This is a genomic window from Rhizobium sp. F40D2 (assembly GCF_051810745.2).
Classification (GTDB): domain Bacteria; phylum Pseudomonadota; class Alphaproteobacteria; order Rhizobiales; family Rhizobiaceae; genus Rhizobium.
On the sequence record NZ_JBPWQX020000004.1, the window covers coordinates 249,309 to 273,510 of the forward strand.

Consider the following 24,202-nt stretch of genomic DNA (forward strand, 5'->3'; position numbering starts at 1 on the left):
GGCCGTTTCAGCTATTGAGGCGATCCATGTTTTTGAGCGGCGAACGTGTGCGTTGGACAGCGTCAGCCGATGCGAGCATCAGGGCTGCCGCCATCGGCATGGCTGCCGCCCCCATTGCGGAGGCATCCTCGCCGAGCGAGGCGCGATGGAGCGAGGGCAGGCTCGTGTCCTCGGCGTCAAGATGTTCGTGCACATAGCGCAGCAACTCGTCGACGATGCGGATCGGCAGCCGGCCGCCGACGAGGACGGCGTCGGGATCGACGATCAAGCCGATATGCTTCACCGCGACGGCCAGATGCGCGCTCATTGCCTTCAGCCACTGCGAAACCAGGCGCCTGCCATGCGCATCCAGCGAGAGCAGATCGTGCGGAACGCTCACCTCGACCTCGTGGCGGGCAAGAAAGTCATAAAGTGAAAACAGCGAGAATATTTCGCCGAGAAGCTGGACCTTATGGGCCTTCTCGTCTCGACCGTCGGCAATGGGAAGCCAGCCGATCTCGCCGCTGAGGCCCATGGCGCCGCGGTGACCGTTGCCGTCGAGCACGAGGCCGCCGCCCGGGCAGGCATTGATGGCGATGTAGAAGAAGCTACTGCTCTCGGCGCCGAGGCCGTAATCGAGCTCGGCAAGGGCTGCGGCATTGGCCTCGTTTTCGATGAAGACAGGATGCTGCGTCAGATTTTCGAGTGCCGCGCGCACGTCGAATGCCGTCCATTCCTGATAGGCCTTGGGCTTGCCGAGCAGCGAAATCTCCCCGAGCCAATCCGGCATCGCCAAGCCGATGCCGGCGAGCCGCGCATCGTCGATCAGCCGGCTGCGCTGGAAATGCGAAATCGCATCCGATGTCAGCTGCAGGAATTCCGCCGGCAGGATGAAGCGCTTTTCGTGGTGCACGCGGGCGCGGACATTGCCGACGGCATCGACCGCCAGGATCGTCAGATGGTCGCGGTCGATGTTGATGCCGATTGCAAAACAGGCATCCGGATTGATTTCGAGTTCGATCGCCGGTTGGCCCCGCAGCCCATGCCGCCGGCGGGCTTCCATGATCAGGCCCTCGTCCAGCAGCCGGTCGACGATGCGGGCGATCGCCGGTTTGGTAAAACCCGTCCGCCTCGCGATTTCGGCCCGCGAAGTCGGCGCCTGGCGGTGAATGCAGCGCAGGACGACCGCTCTGTTGTGCTCACCGGCATCCTCGACATTGGCGCCGGTCAGATCGGGGGAAGGCCTGGCGCCGAGTGTCTGGTTCATAGGGTCGAATCCTTCATCAATCATCGAGACTGAACCGACCCTCATCCCTTCACCGCGCCGCTGGTCATCGCGCCGAGGATCAGCCTCTGGAGCGACAGGAAGGCCACGATTGCCGGAACGACCGAGATCAGGCAGGCGGCGGCAAGCAACTGGATGGACGAGTCGGTCTGCATGCCGCGGAAGTTAAAGATTCCGACGCCGATCGGCATCAGGTCATTTTTGGTGAGCAACAGGAAAGGCACCAGGAATTGCGACCAGCCGGCAATCACCGTGATGATGAAGACCGAGGCGATGCCCGGCGCCGACAGGGGAAGGACGATGCGCCAGAAGACCGAGAAGCGGTTGCATCCGTCGATCATCGCGGCCTCGTCGAGACTGCGCGGGATGCCGTCGACGGTGCTCTTCAAGAGCCAGGTCGCCAGCGGAACGCCGAGCGCGATATAGACCATGACGACGGCAAAATGGGTGTCCAGCATGCCGAGCCGGTTCATGTAGCGGTAGAGCGGCACCATGATGACAAGCGGCGAGATCATCTGGAAGAGCAGCAGTCCCATCATCGACAGGCCCTTGCCGCGGAACTGAAAGCGGGAAAAGGCGTAAGCCGCGGGCAGTGCAACGATCAGCACGCCGATCCCGCTCAAGGCCGCAAGCTTGAGGCCGTTCCAAAGATAGATTGGAAAATAGCTGTTGTTCAGCACGGTGATGAAATTCTCGATTGTGGGGTTCTGAGGAATATAGCGCGCTGCGCCGCGATAGATCTCGCGCTTGTCACGCATCGCCATCGACAGGAGATAGGTGAGGGGGCCGGCGAAGAAAACGAACATCACCAGCATGAAAAGATAGCTCAAGGCATCGCCGAGCCGCGTTCCAGTCCGTCCACTCATTGCTCTTCCTCCTTCGGCAGGAACGAGGCATAGACGAAGGCAAGGCCGAGGCTGATGATCAGCATCAGCACGGAGAGCACGCTGCCGCCGGAAAGATCGTAGTTTCTGAAAACGATGTTGAAGACGTAGAGCGAGATCACTTCGGTCGCGCGCCCCGGCCCGCCGCCGGTCAACGTGATGATCGCGTCGAAGGTATTCACTGTCTGGATGGTGATCAGGATCATGTTGACGAGGATGGCGGCGCGCAGCTGCGGCAGGGTGACGAAGAAGAACTGCTGCGATGCCGTTGCGCCATCGACTTCGGCGGCCTCATAGAGCGAGGGATCGATCGCCTTCAGCGCCGCATACATTACTACCATCGAAAAGGCCGTGCCGCGCCATATGTTGGAGATCAGCGTCGACCATGGGGCCATGGCGGGATCGGAAAGCCAGGCGACGGTTGGCAAGTGCATCAGCCTGAGGATGCTGTTCAGCGCGCCGTAAGGCGCTTCGGAAAACAGCATCTGCCAGATGATGCCGCCGGCAATGCCCGGCACGACCCAGGCGATGAGCGCCGTTGTCCTGAGGATGGTGGTACCGAACAGGCCGCGCTTTTCGCCGCGGATGACGGTGACGGCGACCGCAAGGCCGAGGATCTGCTGACCGATGACGCTGCCGCCGACGAAGATCAGGGTCGCCCATAAAATGTCGGGCAGTTGCGGCGAACTCAGCGCATTGACGATCGAGCCCAGCGTGTAGTCCTGAGTGTCGCCGATCAGCGTCGCATTGGTGAAGGAAAGCCGGAAAACGTCGATCACGGGGTAGAGGTAGAATATGCCGATAACGACGATCACCGGCATGATCCAGGGCAGGGGCGCCCCAGCGAAACGGCGCATGAACGTTCTGCTTTGAGGCGGGCTGTCAACCTCGATGGCAATAGGGCTCATTGGCTTCCCTGTCCGGGTTTGGCAATGTCGACGGTGCCTGCGGGCAGGCGCCGTCGTTGTCGTGCGGATGGCGGCCCCTCACCCTAACCGACCAGGGTCGAGCCTCGGGCCTCGACCCGTCCTTCAGACCCCCGCTCGCGGGGAGAAGGTGGCGGCAGCCAGGGGCTGCTCTCGCCAATCTCCTGAGCTTAACCGCAGCATCACAGACGCTTGTAAGCCTCCATCGCCGCATTGAATGCAGCATCCAACGCATCCTCTGGCTTTTTGGTCCCAGAGAGCACGTCGCCCATCATGATCTGGATCTGGTTTGATATTTCCGGATAGATCGGCACGCCGGGGCGCGCCTGTCCGTCGACCAGAGCCTTGGCGAAGGTCTTGTTGGCTTCGGTCGAGAAGACTTCATACTTGTCGAACAGAGATTTGCGGGTCGGCAGCTGCTGCTGCAGTGCGTTTGCCGGCCCCATATAGACCTCGCGTGCGAGGTTGGCGCACATCTCGACCTTGTCCTTGTCCTTGCTGAACGAGGCGATCGTCCAGCCGCCGGTGCCTGTCGAGCGCTGATCGGCCGTCGGACCGGGGATCGGCGAGAAGGTCCAGTTCTTGAACTCGTCTTCGTCGAGCGTGGACTTCAGCTGGGCATATTGCCAATTGCCGCCGATGAAGAGGGCTGTGGTCGCGGCAGCTGCCGCGGCATTCATGTCGTCGTAATTGGCGATCGTGCTGACACGCTTGGGGGCCGCGCCGGAATCGACGAGATCCTTGAAATAGTTCAGCGCCTTCAGGAATTTCTCCTTGTTCTCGCCTTCGCCGAAGACCGGTTTGCCCGAGTCGTCGACGAGCTTGCCGCCGAGCGCCCAATAGTTCGCCAGCCAGTCGAAGGTCGTGCCTTCCCAGCGCCCGCCGTTGAAGAGCACGCCTTCCATTCCTTCCTTGGTGGAGGCAAGGGCGGCTCTCTTTAGATCGTCCCAGGTCTGCGGCGCATCTGATACAATCGACTTGTTGCGGTAGAGCACGCGAAGGTCCGTATCCCACCACCAGGCGCGCACCGTCTTGTCCTTGTCGGTGATGCCGTCGCGGATGAAGGGGAAGAGATCGTCCACTTCTTCCTTGGAGAAATAGGGCGTGAAGTCCGCCAGCACGTGGTTGACCATGAACTGCGAGAGCACGAAGGAGTCGACGGCGGCGCAATCCGGCGCATTGCCGGCCTTGGCCTGCTCCAGCATCTTGGCCTGTTCGGTGCCGATATCAGACGACATGAATTGCATCTGCAATTTCCAGTCGGGATGCTTCTTGATGAAATCGACGAAGAGCTTCTGATAGCCCTCGGCGATCGCCGGATCCGCATTGTTCGGGCTGTCGTTGGTCAGTCGGACGACGAGAGATTTCGGCGCATCGGCAAGGCCGATCCTGTCTTTGGTTGCAAGTTCCTGGGCAAATGAAACGGATGCTGAAAATAACATGGTGCTCAGCGCAAATGCGCTGACGGTGGCGCTCTTCATGATGGGTCTCCTCCCCATTTTGAACGGATACAGCCTGGCGGTCAGTTGACCTCTCCTCATTTCCGTGCTGCATTAATTAGATTAAGTTACTTTGATTTGATGTCAAGCCACAGCTTGAGAGGCCAGAGCCGGGAGGTTGAGATGCTGGCGACAATCAACAGCAGCTAGCGCAGAACTCCGGAAAATCGAGATCGATTTTTCGAAAAGGATTTGCGCCATCGACGTGACGGAGCGCGCTTTCGGACGCGTGGCGCATCCACCGCAATTTTCCTGAAGAAGCATGAGGCGATCGCGGACGGCCGCGATGGCGAGTGCGGTTTTTGCCCGGCTGCGCGGCAGCCGGAAGCGAACTCATGGAGGACAAGATGCGTTTACTCATTCTCGGTACCGGCGGCATGGCCAACCAGCATGCCTCGAGATTTAAGGCGATCGAAGGCGTCAGCGTCGTGGGCGGCGTCGATGTCGTTCCGGAAAGGCTTGCCGCCTTCTGCAACGACCATGGCATCGCCAACCATTTCACCTCGCTGGAAGAGGCTCTCGCCTGGGGCGAATTCGACGCGGTTGCCAATGTCACGCCCGACAGCATCCACCATCCGACGACACTTCAGGCAATCGCTGCCGGCAAACACGTCTTCTGTGAAAAGCCGCTCGCCACCGATGCGGTCAAGGCGATGGAGATGACCGAGGCGATCGAACGCTCGGGCAAGGTCGGCATGGTCAATTTCACCTATCGCAATTCGCCCGCCCTGCAGAAAGGCCGGCAGATGGTGCTCGCCGGCGAAATCGGCGCGGTGCGCCATGTCGAGGCATCCCATCTGCAAAGCTGGCTGGTCGGCCGTCACTGGGGCGACTGGAAGAGCGAAAGCAAGTGGCTGTGGCGGCTGAGCAAGAAGCACGGCTCGAACGGCGCGCTCGGCGATATCGGCATCCACATCGTCGATTTCGCCACGTATGGTTCCGGCCTCGACGTCGCCCATGTCTTTGCGCGGCTAAAGACCTTCGACAAGGCGCCGGGCCATACGATCGGCGAATACGATCTCGACGCCAATGACAGCTTCACAATGAATGTCGATTTCACCAATGGCGCGATCGGCACGATCCAGGCGACGCGCACCGCCGCCGGTCAGATGGATCAGTTGCGCCTCAGGGTCTATGGCGAAACCGGCTCGATCGAGATGATTTACGACACAGGACAATCGACGCTGCGCGCCTGTCTTGGCGACGACGTGCACACCGCGACCTGGCGCGACGTGCCATTCGATCCCGTCGAGACCAACTACCAGCGTTTCGTCCAGGCCGTGCGGGCCGGCAAGACGCAGGAGCCGTCCTTCCGCCGCGCCGCCAATATTCAGAAGGTTCTGGACAAGGCGCTGGCTTCCGACCTCAGCCACGCCGATGAAGCGCTGACCTGAGCATCAGGCCGAAGCCGGCGGCAGCAGCAAGGTGTTGAGGAAGGGGAGGAGAGCGGCTCCGAGTGCCACGCCGCCGCCGCTGAAGCTCGCCGGTTTCATCGGCGAGATCCAGGGTGTTAGCAGCGGTCTTGTCGAGGTGTCGCGCCGCTCGATGGAAAGTTGATGGATCAGCGCTTCGATCACGCCTTGCGGCAGATCGCCGCCTATCATGACGACGCTCGGGGCAAGGAAGCCGGCCATGGCGATGATCGGATCGAGCAGGTGGCCGGCGGCCTCGCGTATCCATTGCGACAGCAGGGGGCAGGAGAATTCCTCGCCGTTGAGCAGGCGGGCGAAATCCTCGTCGCCGATGCGTGAGCGTAGGGAATGGAATCCGACGACGGTGTTGAGCTGGACATTGTCAGGCCCGGTCAGCATTTCGCCGATGCTGCCCGCCCGACCATGCACGCCGGAATAGGGAACGCCGCGAACGAGAAAACCGGCCTGGACGTCGTCGTCGATGATGATCATCGCCAGGCAGCCCTCCGGCATGGCGCTGCCGATGGTGCGCTCGGCAAGCAGGCTTGCCGTGCATTCGTTCTCGACATAGGGACGCGCGACCGTCGACATCGCGGCGATCGCGTCGCTCTCGTCCTCCGTCCAATCTTTGGCGGCGATGCCGAGCCCGATGATCGGCAAGGCAGCGTGACGATCGACCATGTCCCTGGCGACGGCATGCACCGCGCCGACCCTGTCCGCTGGATCCACGTCGAAATAGACCCGGTCATGCACCTGGCCACTCAAGTCGATGAGCACAATCTCACCGCGCCGCTGGCGAAGCTTGACCCCGACCGAGAAGGCGCCTTCCGGCCGCAGAGCGAATTCCGTGGCGGTTGCGCCGCCGCCAAGGCCATTGCGGCGGTTTGACGTGACGAGTTTTTCTTCCGCCAGCCGACGCAGAATATTGGTAATGCCGGGCCCGGTCAGCCCGCTATGCCGACCAAGCTCGGTGCGCGTCAGCGGCCCATGCCTGCGGATCGCTTCCAGAATGACGCGAATATTCCGGTCGGCGATTTCGCCCGACCTCAGACCCACCGTTTTGGCGCGCGGAACGCCCGTCTCCTGGGTGTGAAGCCGACGCGGCCCTGACCGAAGATACCGCATGACCGTCTTTCCTAGAGCAACATCTCGGTGTGTATCACGCTTGATACGGTTCGTAACGATTTTCAAGTAGACGTGTATTCCATCACCTGCTTCAGGAGGTCGGAACGGCAGGCGGAATTCATCTATCTGACTGTCCGCAAAGACGCTGATCCGGAGAAAATTGGACAGTTACGCACGTGGCGGTCTGTTGAAGAGACCGTCGCGATACCGCACAGATGGATGCCGAGGTTCAGTTCAAGGGAAGTCAAGAACATCGTAAAGCGCTATTTTGAACGATCACGACAAAACTGAACCCGAATTGATAGTCTGCTTCCCGCGGCTACTGATGGCGCTCGTCAAGCGGCGGGGCGATCAATAGCTGCAAGGCCGGTCGTTGCCGAAGCCGTCCCGGCAGGCGGGTCTGAGGCCATAGTCGACGCTGCTGTATCCGACCGAACCGGTTTGCACCGAGTCGGCGGAACTCGTCGTGCAGGAGGACGAGACGGCGACCGCGACAATGGCTGTCATTGCAGCCAGCCATTTCCGAATTTGAAACATCCCCAACCCTCCCATCGCTGGCCGAGGGCCAGCATCTTTATCTTTGATGTGATTGCCAGGCAGATAGGCCGATACCCTTCTCGGTAAACTGCTGGCGTCGATCAAGATTGCGTTATTCCTTGGAAGTCTTGTAGCCGGTCCGAAGTCGAAAGAGTGTCTGTCGACGCCCCTAACAATCGTTCAACTATGGGACCGGTATCAGTAATCAACGGTGATAGCCAACCGTCGCGGCGCATCTCGTGGCGACCCAGGGAGCGCCTTGTACCGGCTCTGGGGGAACGGGCTCTGTCAAGTGCTCCCCAACTTCACGTGAAGCCAAACGCTCCATCGCGACATTTCTATCAATCCAGCACGCGCCTTTCATTCAAAGCGTCAAACTTCCTGACATCGCCTTTCATACGGCCCTGCCACCGGGCAACGAAAGCGACAGTATCGGCGGCGTCAAGATGAGCGCTGAGCGCGTCCTCATCGGACCAACGTTCCGAAATTAGTACCCTCCCGGCTTGCGGATCGGCCGGTGCGGCGTCGTACGAGATGTTTCCGGGCCGCTTTCGCGCAGCAATCGCAAGCTCCATCAACTCGGCAAGAAATTGCGTCACGTCAGCCGGATCGATGTGCATATATCCTGTGATTATCAGCATGACGCGTTCCTTGCGCTGTCGAGCTCTGAGGGGCGGCCTTTTTCGATCGGTGAGCTGAGGTCACCAAGCCACCTTGAGTACGACCTTGCCCTGGATACTCCCTTGCGAAGCGCGCTGATGGGCAGCCGCCGCTTCCGCCAATGGAAATAGGCTGTCGATGACGACCCGAATTGTGTCGTTGTCGAGCAGTCGACCGATCTCGGCCAGTTGCGCACCATTGGAGCGAACCTGGGTGGATGAGACTGTAATATCGCGTCTGCCAGCTTCCGCCTGACCGGAGAAACCTAGAGGATTAACGAGAAACAGAGCTCCGCCCGACTTGATGACGCTTAAGAAGCGCTCCATGTTCGAGCCGCCGACGGCATCCATCACCAGATCGAAATCCTGTGCGACGGACTCGACGGAAGTCCTAGTGTAGTCGATGAACTCGTTCGCGCCAAGGTCGCGGAGAAGCGCCTCGTGCTTCCCGGAGGCGACCGCGGTAACGCTTGCACCTTTCCACTTCGCAACTTGGACAGCCAGGTGACCAACACCACCTCCCGCGCCGTTGATCAGAACACGTTTGCCCTCGAGCGGAGATGGCGCATGAGGGAATGACTGGAATGGATTGGGTGCGTCATGGCCGAGAGCGACCAGAAACTGCCAGGCAGTAAGCACCGACATCGGCGCGCCGGACGCATGGACGTGATCAATTCCGGTAGGCTTTCTCGCCAGCTCCGATACGGGCACGCTGACATATTCGGCGTAAGCGCCGCTACCTTTCATCAGGTCGTCCGGGAAGCGGACCATAGCGTAGACCTCATCGCCGACACTGAATTGCGCGACATCCTCACCCATTGCTGCGACCACTCCCGAAACGTCAGTTCCCAGGATCAGAGGAAAGCTTGGAGTGGGCTGCCATTCCGGAGGCAAAGCCCGATAGCCGTCACGCAGATAGAGGTCCGGTGGATTGAGGCTCGTAGCATGGATGCGAACCAGCACTTCGTCACGTGCTGGCATAGGTCGAGGCGCGTCCTCGTACATCAACACATCGGGGCCGCCAAATTCATGTAGTCGAACTGCCTTCATCATTTCAGTCATGATCGCCTCTCTTCAAAGCTGGGTTGTTCTTCAGAAGATAGGCGATCGGCTGGATATTGATAATAGGGACAATGTTCGCTTTAATAATGCCATGAAGGAACAAATGGGCATCGACAGACTGACGGGACTTATTGCCTTTGCGAAAGCCGGATCGCTAGGCAGTTACACGGCTGCGGCCCGATCACTGTCCATTTCCCCATCAGCGATCAGCAAAAGCGTGCAGCGGCTTGAACAGAATCTTGGGGTCGCGCTCTTTACCCGCACGACACGCTCGCTGACCTTAACTAACGAGGGGCGCGAGCTGCATGAGCGTACGCTTCGGCTACTACGCGATGCGGAAGAAATCGAGCAGGTGGCAAAAGCGGCGCGCGCGGCGCCGTCTGGGAACTTACGGATTGCAACGTCTCTGCCGATCGGCCTGCATGTCATCGCGCCCGCGCTTGCGGAATTTAGAAGGCTGTATCCGACCGTTACGATTGACCTGCGGCTCAGCGACCAAATGGTCGATCTTATCGAAGAGGGAATAGATCTAGCTGTCCGTATTGGCGAACTTAGCGACTCGCGCCTTCTGTCGCGACGGCTGTCGCCGCATCGGCTCTGCTGCTACGCATCGCCCGAATATCTGGCGAAGCGTAGTATCCCGAAGCATCCGAACGAGCTCGAGGAACACGAGACGGTCAATATGCGCTATCAAAGCACGGGCCAAGTGTTTCGCTGGCCGTTCCAAATCGGGGCACGTGAGGTCGAAATCGTTCCATCCTCAGGCATCGTTGTCGATGCAAGTGAAGGCGTTATGGCCGCGATCGCTGCGGGCGCCGGCATCGGAATGGGCACGAGCTTTGCCGCCGCCGCCTGGGTCAAGCGCGGGGAGTTGAAACCGATCCTGTTGGAATTTGCTGTAGACCGCCACAACATCACCGCAGTCTGGCCCGAGAGCCGCCGCACCAACCCGGCTGTTCGCGCCTTTCTGATGATGTTGGCCGATTTGGCCTGACTCCAGGTGTTGCTGGCGGTTAGTCCTCGTCGCTCAAGGCACGGTCCACAAAGTCGTAAGGATCGACGGTGAAATCCCTGTAAAGCTTGAAATGACCCGTCTTACGTAGTTCCGTTTCCACAAGTCCAGCACGGGTAATCTCCAGCAGCCGAGCACCAGGAACGGCCATCAAGATCGGCGAATGCGTGGCCATGATGATTTGGGCATTCGCTGATCCCTGGATGGCATGAAGAATGCGAAGCAGTTCCAATTGGCGCTTAGGAGAAAGAGCGCTCTCCGGCTCGTCCAGCAGGTAGATTCCCTGTCTGGACATGCGTTCCTCGAAGAAGCGCACGAAGCCTTCGCCATGGCTCCACGACAAAAAGTCCGGCGGGGCTGCATTGGCGTCTCGAGCTGCTTCATCGAGGAAGCGCGCGACCGAGAAGAAGGATTCTGCGCGAAAGAACCAGCCCGCGGTGACCTTAGGCAGCCAGGCCGCTCGCAAAGCAGTGGCAAGCAGGGCGCCGCTGCGATCGACAGCACGCGAATGATCGACCGGCATGTAGCCCTTGCCGCCCCCGGCTTCGTCAAAGCCGCACAAGGCTGCCACAGCCTCAATCAGGGTCGATTTCCCTGTGCCGTTCTCACCAACTATGATCGTCACCGGTGTCGCGAAATCGAGAAGGAAATCCGTATCAAGCCACGGCAGGTTGAACGGATACTGCTCGCCCAGGCTCGCATCCTCCTTCACCCAAAGGCGCTTGAGGAAGGGGGCTGGCAGGTTTGTCGATTTGTTCCTTCGCATGGCAGACATTGAAACCGCGCAATCTCTTCTCGTTCAGAACTGGGCCGGCGCGGCGCGGCCAGCTCATATCATAAGGTTCTTTCGTTCGCGCCAATCGTTCGGCGGACAGCAGGCTGGCGTGCCGAATGACGGGGCATGCCAGCCTCCTGTCAAACTTGGGTGGCGCCGCCATCGACACAGAGTTCCGCTCCGGTCGTGAAGCTGCTTTCGTCACTTGCAAGGAAGAGAGCCGCCGAGGCAACTTCGTCAGGCCTTCCCAATCGTCCCAGAGGTATAAGATGGGTCAGCGCCTGACGAACCTCCTCCGTCGTTGCAGCCATCATGGCCGTATCCGTCGGGCCCGGGCTGACGACGTTCACGCGGATACCCCTCGGCGCGAGTTCGCTGGCCCATGTCCGGGCGAAGGACCGAACGGCCGCCTTGCTAGCGCTATAGACGCCGTAACCCTTGGTTCCGACGGCGTCGGCGATCGAGCCGACAAGAACGATGGAGCCGCCTGATCCCATCAAATCAAGTCCGCCCTGGGCGGCAAACAGCAACGAGCGGACGTTCAGCGCGAATATCCGATCGAAATGGTCGGTAGTGATGCTGCCGAGCACAGAGTATTCCGAGATGCCGGCATTCAGCACCAGGATGTCAATCCGTCCGCGCTCGGCGCGAACGTGCTCAAAGACGGCAGCAAGATCGTCCAGATTGCCGGCATCGGCCCGAACCGGCTGGATGCTTCCCGGGTCAAGCGGTTGCCGGCCGCGGGCCTCTTCATCGCTCACCTTTCGGCTCGTGGCGTAGACGCTCGCGCCTTCCTTCGCAAAGCGCTCCGAAATCGCCGCGCCAATGCCGCTTCCGCCGCCGATCACGACGGCGACCTTACTTTCCAGTCTGCTCATGAAAACTCCTTCGCAAAAACGATGCCAGGAGAAGATATACGCGCTATATCTACGGTAAAATACGCACCGCAGGTAAAGTAGATATCGTGGAGTATATCGAATGTCCGAAGAAAGCAGCATACTCGCGCGCTCCAGGCCTATATCCAATCGCCCTGTGAAGCGCGTTATCGACGAAGCGCTCGTCGACGTGAGAGCAACACGGCCAATCCTGGAGCAGATTGGTAACAAATGGTCGGTTCTCATCCTGACCGTCCTTTGCACGCGGCCATCGCGGTTCAACGAGATCATGCGGCGCCTGGACGGCATCACGCACAAGGCGCTGGCCGAAGCGTTAAAAAGGCTGGAGAGAAATGGCCTGATAGAGCGTCACGTTCTGCCGACAGCGCCTGTCGGTGTCGAGTATACGATTACACCCCTTGGCCATTCCCTACGCGAACCATTTGCCGCGCTCTATGATTGGGCCCTATGCCACGGCCCGACCATGGAGCGAGCTCAAGAAGCCTATGATCGTGCGCGGGATGGACAGAACTGATCAGGCTTGCACGGCCAATTGTCGCTGCGCAGCCTTCACCTTTACGAAAAAGCCGAAGCGGCAAGGAAAGCATGAAAAGCCTTTGGTCGCGCGTGCCGCCGGCGCTGCAATGACTGCAAGTGTTCCGCGCTGCTGACGTGAACTATGCCGGCGGATAGAGAAGGGAGGAAATGATTCGATCTTTTGGAACTGCCTATCGCCGGTGTTCCTATAGCAGGCAGCCCGGGAGAGCCTCACAACCCATCACGAGAAGCTGAAACTTCCGATCCCGTTCGCAACAACGAATGAAACGACTGGGCTGAGCGTCCCACCGGCCGGAACGTTATCCCGCCGGGACAAGGGACTGCGCGCATTTCCCGTTAAAGGTTGTTGCATTTCAAAGCCCTGCTTCCAGGAACACCGAGAGCTCACGCGCAACTGCTTCGGGATCCTCCCGTTGTGGAAAATGTCCGACGTTCTGCAGAAGGATGCGTTCGAACGGGCCTGTGAACTTCTTGTAGAGGTCCTCGGACGTCGCAACCGGAGTGACCCCGTCTTCCATGCCGTGCACGAATATTGCGGGCAGAGAAAGTGACTTCGTTGCCTTTACCTGCTTCTCAAGCCAGACGCTTCGTGGATCCGGCTCTACTTCCTCCCACCGAACCCGGTAACTATGCAGGGTGACGTCCAGCCAGTCCGGATTGTCGAAGGACTTCGACACTTTGCCGAAAGTTGCCTCGTCGAACCATCCTTCGGGCGCCCAGTTCTCCCACTGAAGGCGGGCGTAGCCCGCGCGGTCCTTGTCGATGGCCTCGGCGCCGCGTTTCGTCGCCATGAACCATTGATACCAGTACAACTGGGCCTGTTTGAAGGGTGGCGTTCGCAGCCCGCCCATGCGCGGCGTCGAGGAAAGGAGCGCAATGCGCTCGACCCGGTCGGGCCACCCGATCGCCAGGCATTCGGCGACGTGAGATCCCCAGTCGTGGCCCACCACCGAAAACCGCTCGATGCCAAGTCCGTTCATCAGAGCGATGGCGTCCATGGCTAGGATGCCGCCATTTGCTGTTCTGGGTGCGTGGTCATTACGGAACCTGCTGGGCCCGAATCCTCGCAGATAGGGTATGACGAACCGAAATTTTCGATCCTTCAATCGTTCGATGACCGCCTCCCAAGTTGATGCGTCGTCCGGCCACCCGTGGAGCAGGAGTACGGCCTTGCCGTGCTGCGTTCCGGTTTCCATGAAGGTGATCTCGAGGTCTTCTGTCCGGAGTTGTGGCATGGATAGGTTCTCTGATCAGTTGGGCGGCTCGTTGACCGGTGTTCGGAAACGCTATACTTACCTAGGGGCTCGAAGTTCATGAAAGTACAGTGGTCGCAGAGGCTGCTCTTGGCAAATCCTGTTCCGTGAACGCGCGGAACGCGCACCAGTTCGTGTGGCCCCTCATCATGAACTACGTGTTTGATCCCAGGTTCCAAGCTTTTCCTCTCCTTCGCCGGGATCGTCATAGAGGCTATCATCCATTTCGAACATTTGAACCAATTCCCCCTTTTCGTGCGCATGCAACAGCAGGGTGGCCGCTATGGCCTGCGTTCCTAGCTAATCTTCCGATTCCTAATGTTTAGGATAAGGCGCGGAGAGTGGCTGGTCGCTGCTGTTGTGCGACCGGGCTTCTGAGGTTGTTGCGGTAGCGGAGGAGCTGTCTTCCTGGTTTGTACGGACCTGCATCGGCGTGCAAATGGATCTCGAGCGTGAGGCGGAAATCTCTCCTCGATGTCCTCGCCGACGGGGTGTTTCGGGAAACCTGCGCGTGGAGCAACCGAAAACAGTTGTTCCTCTGCGTACTTAGGGGACCACGCGAAACCCTTCAATTGCTGGAGCAATGGTCGGAAACCGTCATAGAGATCAGCATCGTCGGACGGCAGCATTCGCCTCCTCGGCGCCCGAGCGGCCAGTCAGCAACCGGCCCAGATCGGATTTTCTCCCACCGGAGGGATGTCAACTGCAGCCTTCGAGAAAAGGGCTTCATTAAAAGCAGGTCGTTGGTCCGGATCCCCTCAAGGCGGACAGTGAGCCGAAAACCCAGTAAGAAAGTAACCCGTTCCCGTTTTGTCACGGTGCTGCCTGTTTTCATGTCGAGCCCGCGGATGATCCAAAAAATGCAATAAGATCAATTATTAGGCTCATTGCCTAAAATTTATTCATAGATGAAAACGCCCATCATTTTGGCAGATTTTGCAATTTCTTTGGCCGAATATGAAACGTCAGGCCTATTGCCTCCCGGCCGCATTGCCGTTGTAATTCTTCTCGTCTGATCGACGCCTCCGGCATCATCGGACCAGCAAATAGCAACAGAGCCGCCCTTCAGCCCGGTCGTTCGCCCGGGATGGCGGAGGCGTGCGCGGACGGCGAGGGATGAGGCCATGGCAAAGCTTGCGACGACAATTCTGACCGGGTTTCTCGGGGCCGGAAAAACCACGCTTCTCAACTACCTGCTCACCTCGATCGAAGGTGAGCGCGTCGCGGTTGTTGTCAACGAGTACGGCGAAGTCGGCATCGATGGAAAGCTGGTCGTACCGACGACCGACGAGATCATCGAGCTGAACAATGGCTGCATCTGCTGCACCGTGAGAGGTGATCTCATCGCCGCGATTGGCGAACTGCTGCGCTCCGGCCGGCCGATCGACCGCATCATCATCGAGACCTCGGGTCTTGCCGATCCGGCGCCCGTCATCCAGTCCTTCCTGCTCGACGAAACGCTTGCCAAGCGGCTGCGGCTCGATGCCATCGTGACCGTCGTCGATGCCCGCCACATGAAGCAGCAGCTCTCGCAGGACGAGGCGATGGAGCAGATCAGCTTCGCCGACGTGCTGCTGCTCAACAAGATCGACCTGGAGAGCGTGGAGGATCTGGCCGCCACCGAGCAGCATCTGCGCGGGATCAATCCACTTGCCCGGATCATCCGGACGAGGGACTGCAAGGTCGAACTCCCCGCGGTGCTTGATGTCGGCGCCTTCGATCTCAGGAACATCCTGGCGATCGATCCCGATATTCTCAAGGACCATGAACACGAGCACGACCAGAGCATTGGCTGCGTGGCGATCCAGGAATTCGGTCAGCTCGATCCGGCGGCGCTGAACATCTGGGTCAATCGCCTGGTTCAGGAGATAGGCACGGACCTGTTCCGCGTGAAGGGCGTGCTGAACTTTCTCGACGAGCAGCGCCGCTATGTCTTTCACGGCGTGCACATGACGCTTGAAGGACGCCCGGGAAAAGCCTGGGGACCATCGGAAAAGCGGCTCAACGAAATCGTCTTCATCGGCAGGAACCTCAACGAGGCGATGCTTCGCGACGGCTTCATGCGCTGCCTCAGCCAGCCGCGCGCGCTGGCATCCTGATCCGCATCAACCCTCAACAAGGAGACAGACCATGCCCCCGCTCGTTGCCGCAATGATCAGCCTCGGTGTGCTCGGCGCCATCGACACCTATATCACCGCGACGATATTTCCCGTTCCCGTATGGGTCACTTTCATCGCCTGGGCATCGTTCTTCGCTTGCGGCGGCGGAAACCAGGGGCTGGTCAAATCGATCGTTTCCAACTGGACCGGCATCGGCATCGCCTCGATCACACTGCTGATCATCCAGTATGGCCCGGCCCATCCGATCTTCGCCGCGATCCTGGTTGGCGCCGGTACGGCGGCAATGATCCTCGTCTCGGCCATCCCGATCCTGAGCTTCCCTCCGGCGATCGTCTTTGGCTTCGCTTCACTCGTCGGCACCAGCGCGGCAACGGACACCACGATCATCACCGCAGGTCTCAATCATCCAACCCTCGTCGCCATGGCGGCGATGCTGCTCGGCGGTGTCTTCGGCCTGATCTCGGAAATCGGAACCCAGCTTCTGGCCGGCAAGAAATCCGCGACCGCCTGAGCATCCTCGTCGCCATCCACCACAAAGGAACGATCCCATGAAACTGCAGCACTATCTCGGCGGCCTTGAAGGGCTCGGTCCGGTCAGCACCGAAACGCGTGTTTTCGTCGATGTCTGGGAAACCAGAATCTTCGGCATCCATACGGCGATGATGGCTCTTTCGCCGCAGCTTCCGCTTCCCGAGACGCCATCGACGTTCAACACGATCTGGACCTGGGCGGACCTCAGGAAAGGGGCAGAGTCGCTCAATCCCTTCGATTATTTCAGGTTTCGCTACTACGAGAAGTGGCTCGGCGGGATATCGGGATACTTCATCGACAACGGCTATATCACCGCCGAAGAGCTCGATGCGCTGACCGAGGAATATTACAGCGAGCCGTCGAAGCCGCTGCCCGGCGCCGGCGATGAGGCAATCGACCAGCGCGTCGTGCAATATCTCGTCGAAGGCGACAGCCCCAAGCGCGACGTCACCGTGACCTTCGAATTCAAGGTCGGCGATACGGTAGCGATCCGCAATGTGCCGACCGTCGAACATACGAGGCTGCCCGGCTTTCTCCGCAACAAGTTCGGAACGATCGAGACCGTCTATGACGGGGCTTACACCTATCTCTGCGACACCGGCCCCGACGGCGTCGGCGCGGCGATGCCGGTCTACTGCGTTCGCTTCGAACCGAGTGACCTCTGGCCCGACAATGCCGAGAAGAATTTCAGTCTCTATGCCGATCTCTACGCCCACTATGTCGAGGCACCGGAAGCCGCCGAAGCCTCCAAAGCCGCATGAGCCACAGACCCGTCGCCGCTATTCCAGTCAAGGAGCGAATAACAATGATAGACCGTTTTCACTATCGCCAGGACCGGGAAGCCTACAGCGCCGCCCGCGTCAAGGCCCTGGAAGCCCTGCTGATCAAGAAGGGCGTGATCACCGACAGAACCGTCGATACCGTCCTCGACTTCTTCGAGACCAGGATGGGGCCGTTCAATGGCGCCAAGATCGTCGCGCGCGCCTGGGTTGACCCGGCGTTCAAGGACAGGCTGGTCGCCGATACGCCGAAGGCCATCGCCGAACTCCAGTTGCCCGAGGGCATGGCGGGCGCCGAGGGCGAACACATGCGCGCGGTGGCCAACGCCCCCGATGTCCACAACCTCATCATCTGCACGCTCTGCTCCTGCTATCCGTGGCCGGTGCTCGGCCTGCCGCCCTACTGGTACAAGGATCCGACCTTCCGAAGCCGTGCCGCCCGCGAGCCGCGCGCCGTGCTGACGGAGTTCGGGCTGGCGGTTCCCGATGCGGTCGAGATCAAGGTCTGGGATTCCAGCGCCCAGATCCGCTGGTTCGTCGTGCCGGAACGCCCGGCCGGCACGGATGGGCTTTCCGAGGCCGAACTCGAGGCCCTTGTCACCCCGGAAGCGATGATGGGTGTCGCCGTTGCCAGGGCAGCGTGAGGGGGCGCCGTGCTAACGCAATTCGAGCATTTCGCCGTCACCGAGATGATGGGCAGCACCGACAACCCGCCGCGGGCGAATGGCTCGCTCTGCTTCGGCAGCGAGTGGGAGCGAAAGGCCTTCGGCATGGCCCTCGCGCTCGCCAAGGACGGCTTCTTCGAATGGGACGAATTTCGGGACGAGCTGATCGGCGCGATCGGCGCCTGGGAGGCGGCCCATCCGGTCGATCGATCTTCCTGGAACTATTACGACCAGTTCCTGGCTGCCCTCGAAAAGGCCGTGGTGAAATCCGGCGTCATCGACGCAGACGAGATCAAGGCCGCCTTCGCGGACTGATCAGTATAGGGACGCACTATCACTTCGATTTTCAGAGTTATGCGCTGGCCCTCCAGTCAACATGTATCGGCGCCGAAGGCGCCATTTCGAAAGGTTTTCCGATGTCCACGCCCTCTATCGTCTCATTTCCGGCGCGTCGTGCCACCGCTTCCGCCACCAGGCTGCTTCACTCGGCGATTGCCGCTTGCCTCGGCCTGGTGATCGTCGGCTTTGTTGGCTTCTCGCATATCGAAGTGGTCCACAATGCTGCCCATGACACCCGCCACGCCAACGCATTTCCGTGCCACTAGGAGGGGAATGACAATGTCGCTGTTTCGCTCGATCGTCTTCACCGCGGTGCTTGCCGGCAGCATCGTCGGAACCGCTGTCACAGCCGTCCAGTTCTTCGGCACGAGCCAGCTCATCGCCAGGGCCGAAGTCTATGAGAAGGCCGGCGAGACGTCGCAGGCGGCCGATGCCGAAGCCGTCGTTGCCGCCGGGCACGATCATGCGGCGATGGCCGATCATGACCATGAAGAGGGAGGTTGGGAGCCGGCCGACGGCGTCGAGCGAACGGCCTTCACGCTGGCCGCCAATATTCTCACCGCCATCGGCTATGCGCTGGCGCTGACCGGGCTGATCTCGATGCGCGGCAAGGCGATCGGGTGGCGTGAGGGGCTAATGTGGGGACTGGCGGGCTTTGCCTGCGTGATGATCGCGCCGATGCTAGGGCTGCCGCCCGAACTGCCGGGCACGCCATCAGCGCCGCTTGCCGACCGGCAGGTCTGGTGGATAGCGACGGCAACCGCGACGGCCTGCGGCCTGGCGCTGATCGCCTTTCACAGGAAGCCATGGACCGCGGTCGCGGCCATCGTGCTGATCGCTGCTCCGCATGTGATCGGCGCGCCGGCTGCGCCAGAGGGCCAGCATGCGCTCGCTCCCGAAGCGCTGGAGCATCAGTTCATCGCTGCCGCCGCCATGACCAGCCTCGTCTTCTGGGCGCTGCTCGGATCGCTCACCGGTACGTTTTTCCGGCGTTTCGAGGCTTAGCGTGGAAAAGTTGCGCCTCACATGGCGCGGGGATATCGAAGCGCTGCAGTTTGCCGCCGACAACGGCGGCCAATGCTTCATCCACCGGCTTGCGCTGCGGAAATTGCTCGGCCATAGCCCTTCGCCGGACGAATGCCTCGCCTTCGCCAGGCAGAACGCTGCTGCTTTGCTCAGCGCCGCCCGTCAGAAGGTCGGGGCCAGCAAAACGCCGGTGCCGCGGAATTTCCATCTCGACAGCCGGCAGATCCGCGCCAGCCTTTCGTGAGCTGGCAGGCTAATTGCATGGATTGAAGATGCGGGCGTTTCCGGATCCGCATCGCATTAGGGGTCAAGGCAATGCGCATCGTTATTCTTTCCCCTCCCGGCGTCCAGTCTCTGGATATCGTCGGTCCGGCCGAAGTCTTTTGGGAAGCCGCTCGAAGGCTGGGCGACATGGACGCATACGACATACAGATCATGTCGACGGGAGCGCCGTCTGTCAGCGGAACCGGACAGCTTCGGTTCCTGGCCGACCGGACGATCTTCGACCCGGACGAGCCGATCGACACGCTGCTTGTCGCCGGCGATCCGTCGTTCCAGACGATCGATCCGGACGTGATCGCATGGCTGCAGCGGCGGGTGCCGATGGTCCGGCGCTTCGGGTCGATCTGCACCGGAGTGTTCCTGCTGGCGGCCGCGGGGCTGCTCGAGGGAAAGAAGGTGACGACGCACTGGGAATGTGCCGACAAGTTCGCCAGAGATTTTCCGGCAATCGATCTCGATCACGACGCGATCTATATTCGCGACGGCGCGCTCATCACCGCGGCGGGCGTCACGTCCGGCATCGATCTGGCGCTCTCGCTGGTCGAAGAGGATCACGGGCGCGACATCGCGATGATCGTCGCCCGCTACATGGTGATGTTCATGAAGCGCCCGGGCGGACAATCGCAGTTCAGCGCCCATCTCGTCGGCCAGATGTCGGAAACGACACTGATCCAGAAAGCGCAGGAATATGTGCTGGCAAATCTTGGCGCTCCGCTCGCCGTCGATGATCTTGCGCAGAAGATCGGGATGAGCAAACGCAATTTTGCCCGCGTATTCCGCCGCGAGCTCGGCATAACGCCGGCGGATTTCGTCACGGCGGCGCGAACCGATGCCGCCCGTCGCTTGCTGGAGGATACTGCCCAGCCGCTGCAGAAAATCGCCACCATGTGCGGCTTTACCGATGTCAATAAGATGCGCCGTGCCTTTACGCGAACGATCGGGGTCAGCCCGAACGACTATCGCTGCCGTTTTCAACGGCCAACGCCCACCAGCTTCGAGCGTTCGAAACACAGTGCCTACGAGACACGTCCGGCATCGCGGTCGGAACTGCAATTATGATGACGTCTGCCGGACATGAGGGGCTGCAAGCCCACCCGTACATTGGGCGGGCTTTTTAGGTCAACGCCCCTTTTTGTTGTCCATCGCCAAATATTTGTCGTGCTTAACGCGTTTCTTAAGTTGCGGCACAATCGGGTGCCATGGAGATGGTCATGACCAAGTTCGCGCTCTACGTTCCGCTCGAGGCAAAACCCGGCAAGGAACAGGAGGTAGCCGAGTTTCTGCGATCAGCCATACCGCTGGTCAATGCCGAGCCCGGCACGATTTCCTGGTATGCGATACAGGAAGGCCCAAGTTCCTTTGCAATCTTCGATACGTTTGAGGATGAGGACGGAAGGGATGCCCACTTAAATGGGCAAGTTGCTGCGGCCCTGATGGCGAAGGCACAGGCAGGAGACCTGTTCGCCAAAATGCCACAGATACACAAGCTGTCTATCCTCGCCGACAAGATGTCATAAGCTCCGCGCTTGCGGTCTGATGGAAATAAATTAACCGCACGGTCTCAACCGACGAAATGAGGTTGGCGTCAGCGCCATACGGTGGGAGTGGCGGAAGAGCAGAGCCGTGGACTTGGAGCCGTTCCTCCTCAACGCTCGCTACCGCCGCCTTGAGCCAGGGCGCCTTCATCGCTGAAGACGCCTTCTCCCCGGCAGGTTCGACGAATCTGCTTTAGTCATACTCGCCAACGTCTTCCGAACTAGGGCGTCAAAGATGCGGGACCAACACAAGCATTTGCCTTCGGATTGCGTGCCAGATTCTGACCGACGAGATTGGTCAAAGTGAGCTCGTTCCAACTTCCGTCTTGATCCTACTGCCGCGATAGAAGAAGCTTTGTGCCAAACCCGATGAACACCGTCGCAACTCCGACATCAATCTTGCGTTTTGCCCTGAGATAGCCGGCGGCCACAGCAGGATGGGTGATCAGGCTGATCAGGCAGCTGTAGTAGATGGTTGAGATCATCATCATCTCGGCAATTGCCGCCGCGCCGTAAAGAAACGGTGTGCCCACGGGCATCGTCGCGGCGAAAAGCGACGCGACGAAAAGCGCTGTTTTCGGATTGGCAAGGTTGGTTGCGAGACCCAAGCGATAAGCTGTGGCTAAAGGTACTTCGACGCGCGCCGGCGAAACGTCCGCATTGCCGCCGCGTGTTTTCCGTAGGTCGAGGAAGAGTTTCAGCCCTAGCCACACAAGGTAGAGCCCACCAGCAATTTTCAGGGCCAGATAGGCGAACGGAGCGGCCTGAAACAGCACGTTGATGCCCAACCATCCGGCCAGGCCCCAAATGAACGTCCCGGTGACGGTACCGCAAGCCGCGGCAAGCGCAACCTTGCGCGTCGATGTCAGGCAATAGCGGATGGACAGCAGCGTGTTTGGCCCGGGCGTCATGGAAGCAATGGCCCAGATTGCAGCAACTGAAAGGAAAAACATGCGGTCCTCGAGTTTACTTGTGGGCTGTGCGCCTTGGTTGAGCCGCAGGTAAAGACCAAGTAATGCGGCAGCTTCGTGTTTGATAATTCTACCTGCCCGGTCCCGCGAGCATCAGACGCGCCAAGTCACAAAATTGTCCTCGGGGATATTTGGCAAGGTAGGCCTCAATCATTGCAGCATTCCCATCACTGCGTACCGTGTCCCAGAAGGCAACTTCGACCGCCAGCTCTTCCGTAGAAGGCTTGCCGTTTTCAAGGCGAGCCTGCGCCAGATCGACAAACTTTCCGTTCGGATATCGCGTCAAATATTGTCGGTATTCATTGGGGTCATTGCTTTCCCGTACAGAGTCCCAGTAAGCGATCTCGACCTGCTGCATATCGTCCGGGGTTCCATAATCGGTCGATATCGGTTCGGCATGATGTCCCCAAGTGCCTTTGTCGCTCCTATCATCGAGATGCGGGAAGCGGGACTCGGGTCCATCGATGAGCGGGTCTGCCTTCTGGTCGAACTGCACCCGGAACACCCTCAGCGGTCTTGCGATGTTTTTGAATGTCTGCTCACCAAGATCTTCGAAGGTCGCGTCGACGCGGTCCCGCAGATGATCTCTGACACCGCGGGTGACGCAGATGCCGCCGACATCCGCCATGCCTTCCAAACGAGCCGCGATATTTACACCATCGCCGAAGATATCCCCGTTCTTGACTAAAACGTCACCGACGTTAATGCCAATGCGAAAACTCATCCGCTCCTCGTCAGGCAGAGCCTGGTTGGCGCGCCAGATGGATTGCTGCATCGCAACGGCGGCATTGAACGCGAGCACGATCGACGGGAATTCAGCAAGGACGCTGTCACCAGCCGTCCCGAAGATTTCCCCCTTTGCCCGTTCGATGATGCCGTCGACGATCGTGCGATGCGATGTCAGAGTTGCCAGAGTCCTCACCTCGTTTACATGCATGAGCCGGGAATAACCCTCCACGTCGGCAGCGAGGATGGCGGCAAGCTTTCGATCAAGAGGAGGAGCTTCCATGCACATGTCCAAAGTGGCCTCTCCGCAAAGAAAGGCCGGCGAGAGCTTTTGTTCCCTTCGCCTCAGCTATACTGATACCATACCTTAGATGGCTGGCCGAAAACACCATTGGCCTGGTGGGCTTCCGAAAAATCTCCAGCATAAAGCAATATCGCCTAAGCCGCGCTATAGAGGTATTGGCGAGGGTGGCTCTAACGATTCCACATTTGCGTCAGAGGCTTTCACCGAGCGGCCATGTACCCGATTACCTCTTCACCCCGAGCTTAATTGACGCCCGAACGCTCCGACATTGATCGTGACGTCGCGAATGTCACGTTGCTGCCGCCAACCGCAGTGTTACGTGGCCTTTGGCAGAATGCTGTGTGAAGGGTGAACCCGAGCCAGACGATCTCCCGAGTGGGCATCATAAATGGCGAGATCAACAACGAAGTCGCCGGACTTGCTAAGCAAATCCAGCATGGTCGCTGCCAGACGCGAGGCGCAAACCGGATTGATAGCGATATCCATGGTTTCGTCGCTGTTCAAAGCCAATCGAGCTAGAAGATCACCATTCTCCAGTTGCGCGAAGAGGCGGAAGCTATCGGCAATCAAATAGGCATCGGCCACGCCGTCGACCGGGGGAAGACGATCGTCAAATAGCTTCGATAGTTTTTGTTTCTTGTCAGTGGAAAGCATTCGTTTCTCCGTTTCGGAAAGGACCTTTTTTCGGACGACCGCCCGAGGCACATTGGCAGTCTAGTCGCTGAGGGCAGGCTGACTGCATATGATCAGCCATTAGGTAATTGCAAAGTAACTGCGCGGCGCCCCCGCTAACACACTGTAGCGAATGTGAAGAACGACCAACAGGTCAGGCGCTGCTTTGGTCTATCGATACCTCCACACGCCGACATTCATCTTGATTTACTGAGAGACCATCTTACAAGCTGTCGATTGCCTCATAGTGCCGCCAGAGCCTGCCAGGTCCGGCATCGGCCCGAAATTGGCGTCCGCTTAGTCTGTTCAGATGTCCAGATGGAAGGTGATCGCGCGAGGACCGGCCCAGTCTCTAACCCCCGGCTTGCTTGACGTTGATACGACCGCTTCAAAGGTCGAGGAGATGCCGAG

27 protein-coding genes are annotated in these 24,202 nt (G+C 59.6%); 13 read left to right on the top strand and 14 right to left on the bottom strand.

The window, feature by feature from the left end:
• Nucleotides 1-7: 7 nt before the first annotated feature.
• From ACS4RS_RS29820 to ACS4RS_RS29835, 4 genes are all read right to left on the bottom strand, one after another.
• The gene (locus tag ACS4RS_RS29820; protein WP_439012566.1) at nucleotides 8-1,246 is read right to left on the bottom strand and encodes an ROK family protein; all 1,239 of its coding nucleotides are present in this window, start codon (nucleotides 1,244-1,246) and stop codon (nucleotides 8-10) included.
• 41 nt (nucleotides 1,247-1,287) lie between these two features.
• Nucleotides 1,288-2,130: an ABC transporter permease subunit gene (locus ACS4RS_RS29825; protein ID WP_439012567.1), complete on the bottom strand. Its 843-nt coding sequence runs from the start codon at nucleotides 2,128-2,130 to the stop codon at nucleotides 1,288-1,290.
• The gene (locus ACS4RS_RS29830) at nucleotides 2,127-3,056 is read right to left on the bottom strand and encodes an ABC transporter permease subunit (RefSeq protein ID WP_439012568.1); all 930 of its coding nucleotides are present in this window, start codon (nucleotides 3,054-3,056) and stop codon (nucleotides 2,127-2,129) included. The genes ACS4RS_RS29825 and ACS4RS_RS29830 overlap by 4 nt, the downstream gene beginning before the upstream one ends.
• Nucleotides 3,057-3,256: 200 nt before the next feature.
• A complete protein-coding gene (locus ACS4RS_RS29835; protein ID WP_439012569.1) occupies nucleotides 3,257-4,555 on the bottom strand; it encodes an ABC transporter substrate-binding protein in 1,299 nt (432 codons plus the stop codon).
• A 365-nt stretch (nucleotides 4,556-4,920) separates the two neighbouring features.
• On the opposite strand from ACS4RS_RS29835, the gene ACS4RS_RS29840 reads away from it, so the two are divergent.
• Nucleotides 4,921-5,967 carry a Gfo/Idh/MocA family protein gene (locus tag ACS4RS_RS29840; RefSeq protein ID WP_439012570.1) on the top strand — a complete coding sequence of 349 codons (1,047 nt, stop codon included), beginning with the start codon at nucleotides 4,921-4,923 and terminating at the stop codon, nucleotides 5,965-5,967.
• Nucleotides 5,968-5,970: 3 nt separating this feature from the next.
• Here the strand turns inward: ACS4RS_RS29840 and ACS4RS_RS29845 are convergent, their stop codons facing one another.
• The 4 genes from ACS4RS_RS29845 to ACS4RS_RS29860 form a co-directional block, all read right to left on the bottom strand.
• Nucleotides 5,971-7,110 (bottom strand): MarR family transcriptional regulator, encoded by a 1,140-nt coding sequence (locus tag ACS4RS_RS29845; protein WP_439012571.1) that lies wholly within the window; start codon nucleotides 7,108-7,110, stop codon nucleotides 5,971-5,973.
• A gap of 351 nt (nucleotides 7,111-7,461) precedes the next feature.
• Nucleotides 7,462-7,647 (bottom strand): hypothetical protein, encoded by a 186-nt coding sequence (locus ACS4RS_RS29850; RefSeq protein ID WP_003592069.1) that lies wholly within the window; start codon nucleotides 7,645-7,647, stop codon nucleotides 7,462-7,464.
• Between the two features lie 341 nt (nucleotides 7,648-7,988).
• Complete coding sequence (locus tag ACS4RS_RS29855) at nucleotides 7,989-8,288, bottom strand: putative quinol monooxygenase (RefSeq protein WP_003592070.1); 300 nt, start codon at nucleotides 8,286-8,288, stop codon at nucleotides 7,989-7,991.
• Between the two features lie 60 nt (nucleotides 8,289-8,348).
• Complete coding sequence (locus tag ACS4RS_RS29860) at nucleotides 8,349-9,368, bottom strand: NADP-dependent oxidoreductase (protein ID WP_003592071.1); 1,020 nt, start codon at nucleotides 9,366-9,368, stop codon at nucleotides 8,349-8,351.
• 91 nt (nucleotides 9,369-9,459) lie between these two features.
• On the opposite strand from ACS4RS_RS29860, the gene ACS4RS_RS29865 reads away from it, so the two are divergent.
• Nucleotides 9,460-10,362 (top strand): LysR family transcriptional regulator, encoded by a 903-nt coding sequence (locus tag ACS4RS_RS29865; protein WP_088930297.1) that lies wholly within the window; start codon nucleotides 9,460-9,462, stop codon nucleotides 10,360-10,362.
• A 19-nt stretch (nucleotides 10,363-10,381) separates the two neighbouring features.
• On the opposite strand, the gene ACS4RS_RS29870 is transcribed toward ACS4RS_RS29865, so the two are convergent.
• Both ACS4RS_RS29870 and ACS4RS_RS29875 read right to left on the bottom strand, forming a co-directional pair.
• Nucleotides 10,382-11,155, bottom strand: a complete 774-nt coding sequence (locus ACS4RS_RS29870; protein WP_003592073.1) for an AAA family ATPase — start codon at nucleotides 11,153-11,155, stop codon at nucleotides 10,382-10,384.
• A gap of 140 nt (nucleotides 11,156-11,295) precedes the next feature.
• Nucleotides 11,296-12,033, bottom strand: coding sequence for an SDR family NAD(P)-dependent oxidoreductase (locus ACS4RS_RS29875; RefSeq protein ID WP_012555715.1), 738 nt, complete (start codon nucleotides 12,031-12,033; stop codon nucleotides 11,296-11,298).
• Nucleotides 12,034-12,133: 100 nt separating this feature from the next.
• Between ACS4RS_RS29875 and ACS4RS_RS29880 the strand changes: the two genes are divergently transcribed.
• Nucleotides 12,134-12,565, top strand: a complete 432-nt coding sequence (locus ACS4RS_RS29880) for a winged helix-turn-helix transcriptional regulator (RefSeq protein ID WP_003592090.1) — start codon at nucleotides 12,134-12,136, stop codon at nucleotides 12,563-12,565.
• Nucleotides 12,566-12,941: 376 nt separating this feature from the next.
• Here the strand turns inward: ACS4RS_RS29880 and ACS4RS_RS29885 are convergent, their stop codons facing one another.
• Nucleotides 12,942-13,823 carry an alpha/beta fold hydrolase gene (locus tag ACS4RS_RS29885; protein WP_439012572.1) on the bottom strand — a complete coding sequence of 294 codons (882 nt, stop codon included), beginning with the start codon at nucleotides 13,821-13,823 and terminating at the stop codon, nucleotides 12,942-12,944.
• Nucleotides 13,824-14,965: 1,142 nt separating this feature from the next.
• Here ACS4RS_RS29885 and ACS4RS_RS29890 point away from each other — a divergent pair.
• The 10 genes from ACS4RS_RS29890 to ACS4RS_RS29935 all read left to right on the top strand — a co-directional run bounded on the left by ACS4RS_RS29890 (nucleotide 14,966) and on the right by ACS4RS_RS29935 (nucleotide 21,100).
• A complete protein-coding gene (locus ACS4RS_RS29890; RefSeq protein WP_439012573.1) occupies nucleotides 14,966-15,940 on the top strand; it encodes a GTP-binding protein in 975 nt (324 codons plus the stop codon).
• 31 nt (nucleotides 15,941-15,971) lie between these two features.
• The gene (locus tag ACS4RS_RS29895; protein WP_003592079.1) at nucleotides 15,972-16,472 is read left to right on the top strand and encodes a DUF1097 domain-containing protein; all 501 of its coding nucleotides are present in this window, start codon (nucleotides 15,972-15,974) and stop codon (nucleotides 16,470-16,472) included.
• 37 nt (nucleotides 16,473-16,509) lie between these two features.
• Nucleotides 16,510-17,253, top strand: a complete 744-nt coding sequence (gene nthB, locus ACS4RS_RS29900; RefSeq protein ID WP_003592080.1) for a nitrile hydratase subunit beta — start codon at nucleotides 16,510-16,512, stop codon at nucleotides 17,251-17,253.
• Between the two features lie 44 nt (nucleotides 17,254-17,297).
• Nucleotides 17,298-17,915, top strand: coding sequence for a nitrile hydratase subunit alpha (gene nthA, locus ACS4RS_RS29905; RefSeq protein WP_003592081.1), 618 nt, complete (start codon nucleotides 17,298-17,300; stop codon nucleotides 17,913-17,915).
• 9 nt (nucleotides 17,916-17,924) lie between these two features.
• Complete coding sequence (locus ACS4RS_RS29910) at nucleotides 17,925-18,251, top strand: nitrile hydratase accessory protein (protein ID WP_003592082.1); 327 nt, start codon at nucleotides 17,925-17,927, stop codon at nucleotides 18,249-18,251.
• A gap of 101 nt (nucleotides 18,252-18,352) precedes the next feature.
• Nucleotides 18,353-18,541, top strand: coding sequence for a CbtB domain-containing protein (locus tag ACS4RS_RS29915; RefSeq protein ID WP_003592083.1), 189 nt, complete (start codon nucleotides 18,353-18,355; stop codon nucleotides 18,539-18,541).
• 13 nt (nucleotides 18,542-18,554) lie between these two features.
• Nucleotides 18,555-19,280 (top strand): CbtA family protein, encoded by a 726-nt coding sequence (locus tag ACS4RS_RS29920; RefSeq protein ID WP_012555719.1) that lies wholly within the window; start codon nucleotides 18,555-18,557, stop codon nucleotides 19,278-19,280.
• Nucleotide 19,281: 1 nt separating this feature from the next.
• Nucleotides 19,282-19,545: a hypothetical protein gene (locus ACS4RS_RS29925; protein WP_003592085.1), complete on the top strand. Its 264-nt coding sequence runs from the start codon at nucleotides 19,282-19,284 to the stop codon at nucleotides 19,543-19,545.
• 71 nt (nucleotides 19,546-19,616) lie between these two features.
• A complete protein-coding gene (locus ACS4RS_RS29930) occupies nucleotides 19,617-20,642 on the top strand; it encodes a GlxA family transcriptional regulator (RefSeq protein ID WP_012555720.1) in 1,026 nt (341 codons plus the stop codon).
• Between the two features lie 152 nt (nucleotides 20,643-20,794).
• Entirely contained in the window at nucleotides 20,795-21,100 is a 306-nt protein-coding gene (locus ACS4RS_RS29935; RefSeq protein ID WP_003592087.1) for a putative quinol monooxygenase, read from the top strand.
• Nucleotides 21,101-21,450: 350 nt separating this feature from the next.
• Here ACS4RS_RS29935 and ACS4RS_RS29940 read toward each other — a convergent pair whose 3' ends face one another.
• The 3 genes from ACS4RS_RS29940 to ACS4RS_RS29950 all read right to left on the bottom strand — a co-directional run bounded on the left by ACS4RS_RS29940 (nucleotide 21,451) and on the right by ACS4RS_RS29950 (nucleotide 23,773).
• On the bottom strand, nucleotides 21,451-22,071 hold the full coding sequence (locus tag ACS4RS_RS29940) for a LysE family translocator (RefSeq protein ID WP_179612530.1): 621 nt from the start codon (nucleotides 22,069-22,071) through the stop codon (nucleotides 21,451-21,453).
• An 88-nt stretch (nucleotides 22,072-22,159) separates the two neighbouring features.
• The gene (locus ACS4RS_RS29945; RefSeq protein WP_439012574.1) at nucleotides 22,160-23,098 is read right to left on the bottom strand and encodes an adenylate/guanylate cyclase domain-containing protein; all 939 of its coding nucleotides are present in this window, start codon (nucleotides 23,096-23,098) and stop codon (nucleotides 22,160-22,162) included.
• 336 nt (nucleotides 23,099-23,434) lie between these two features.
• Nucleotides 23,435-23,773, bottom strand: coding sequence for a hypothetical protein (locus ACS4RS_RS29950; protein ID WP_012555723.1), 339 nt, complete (start codon nucleotides 23,771-23,773; stop codon nucleotides 23,435-23,437).
• Nucleotides 23,774-24,202: the final 429 nt, after the last annotated feature.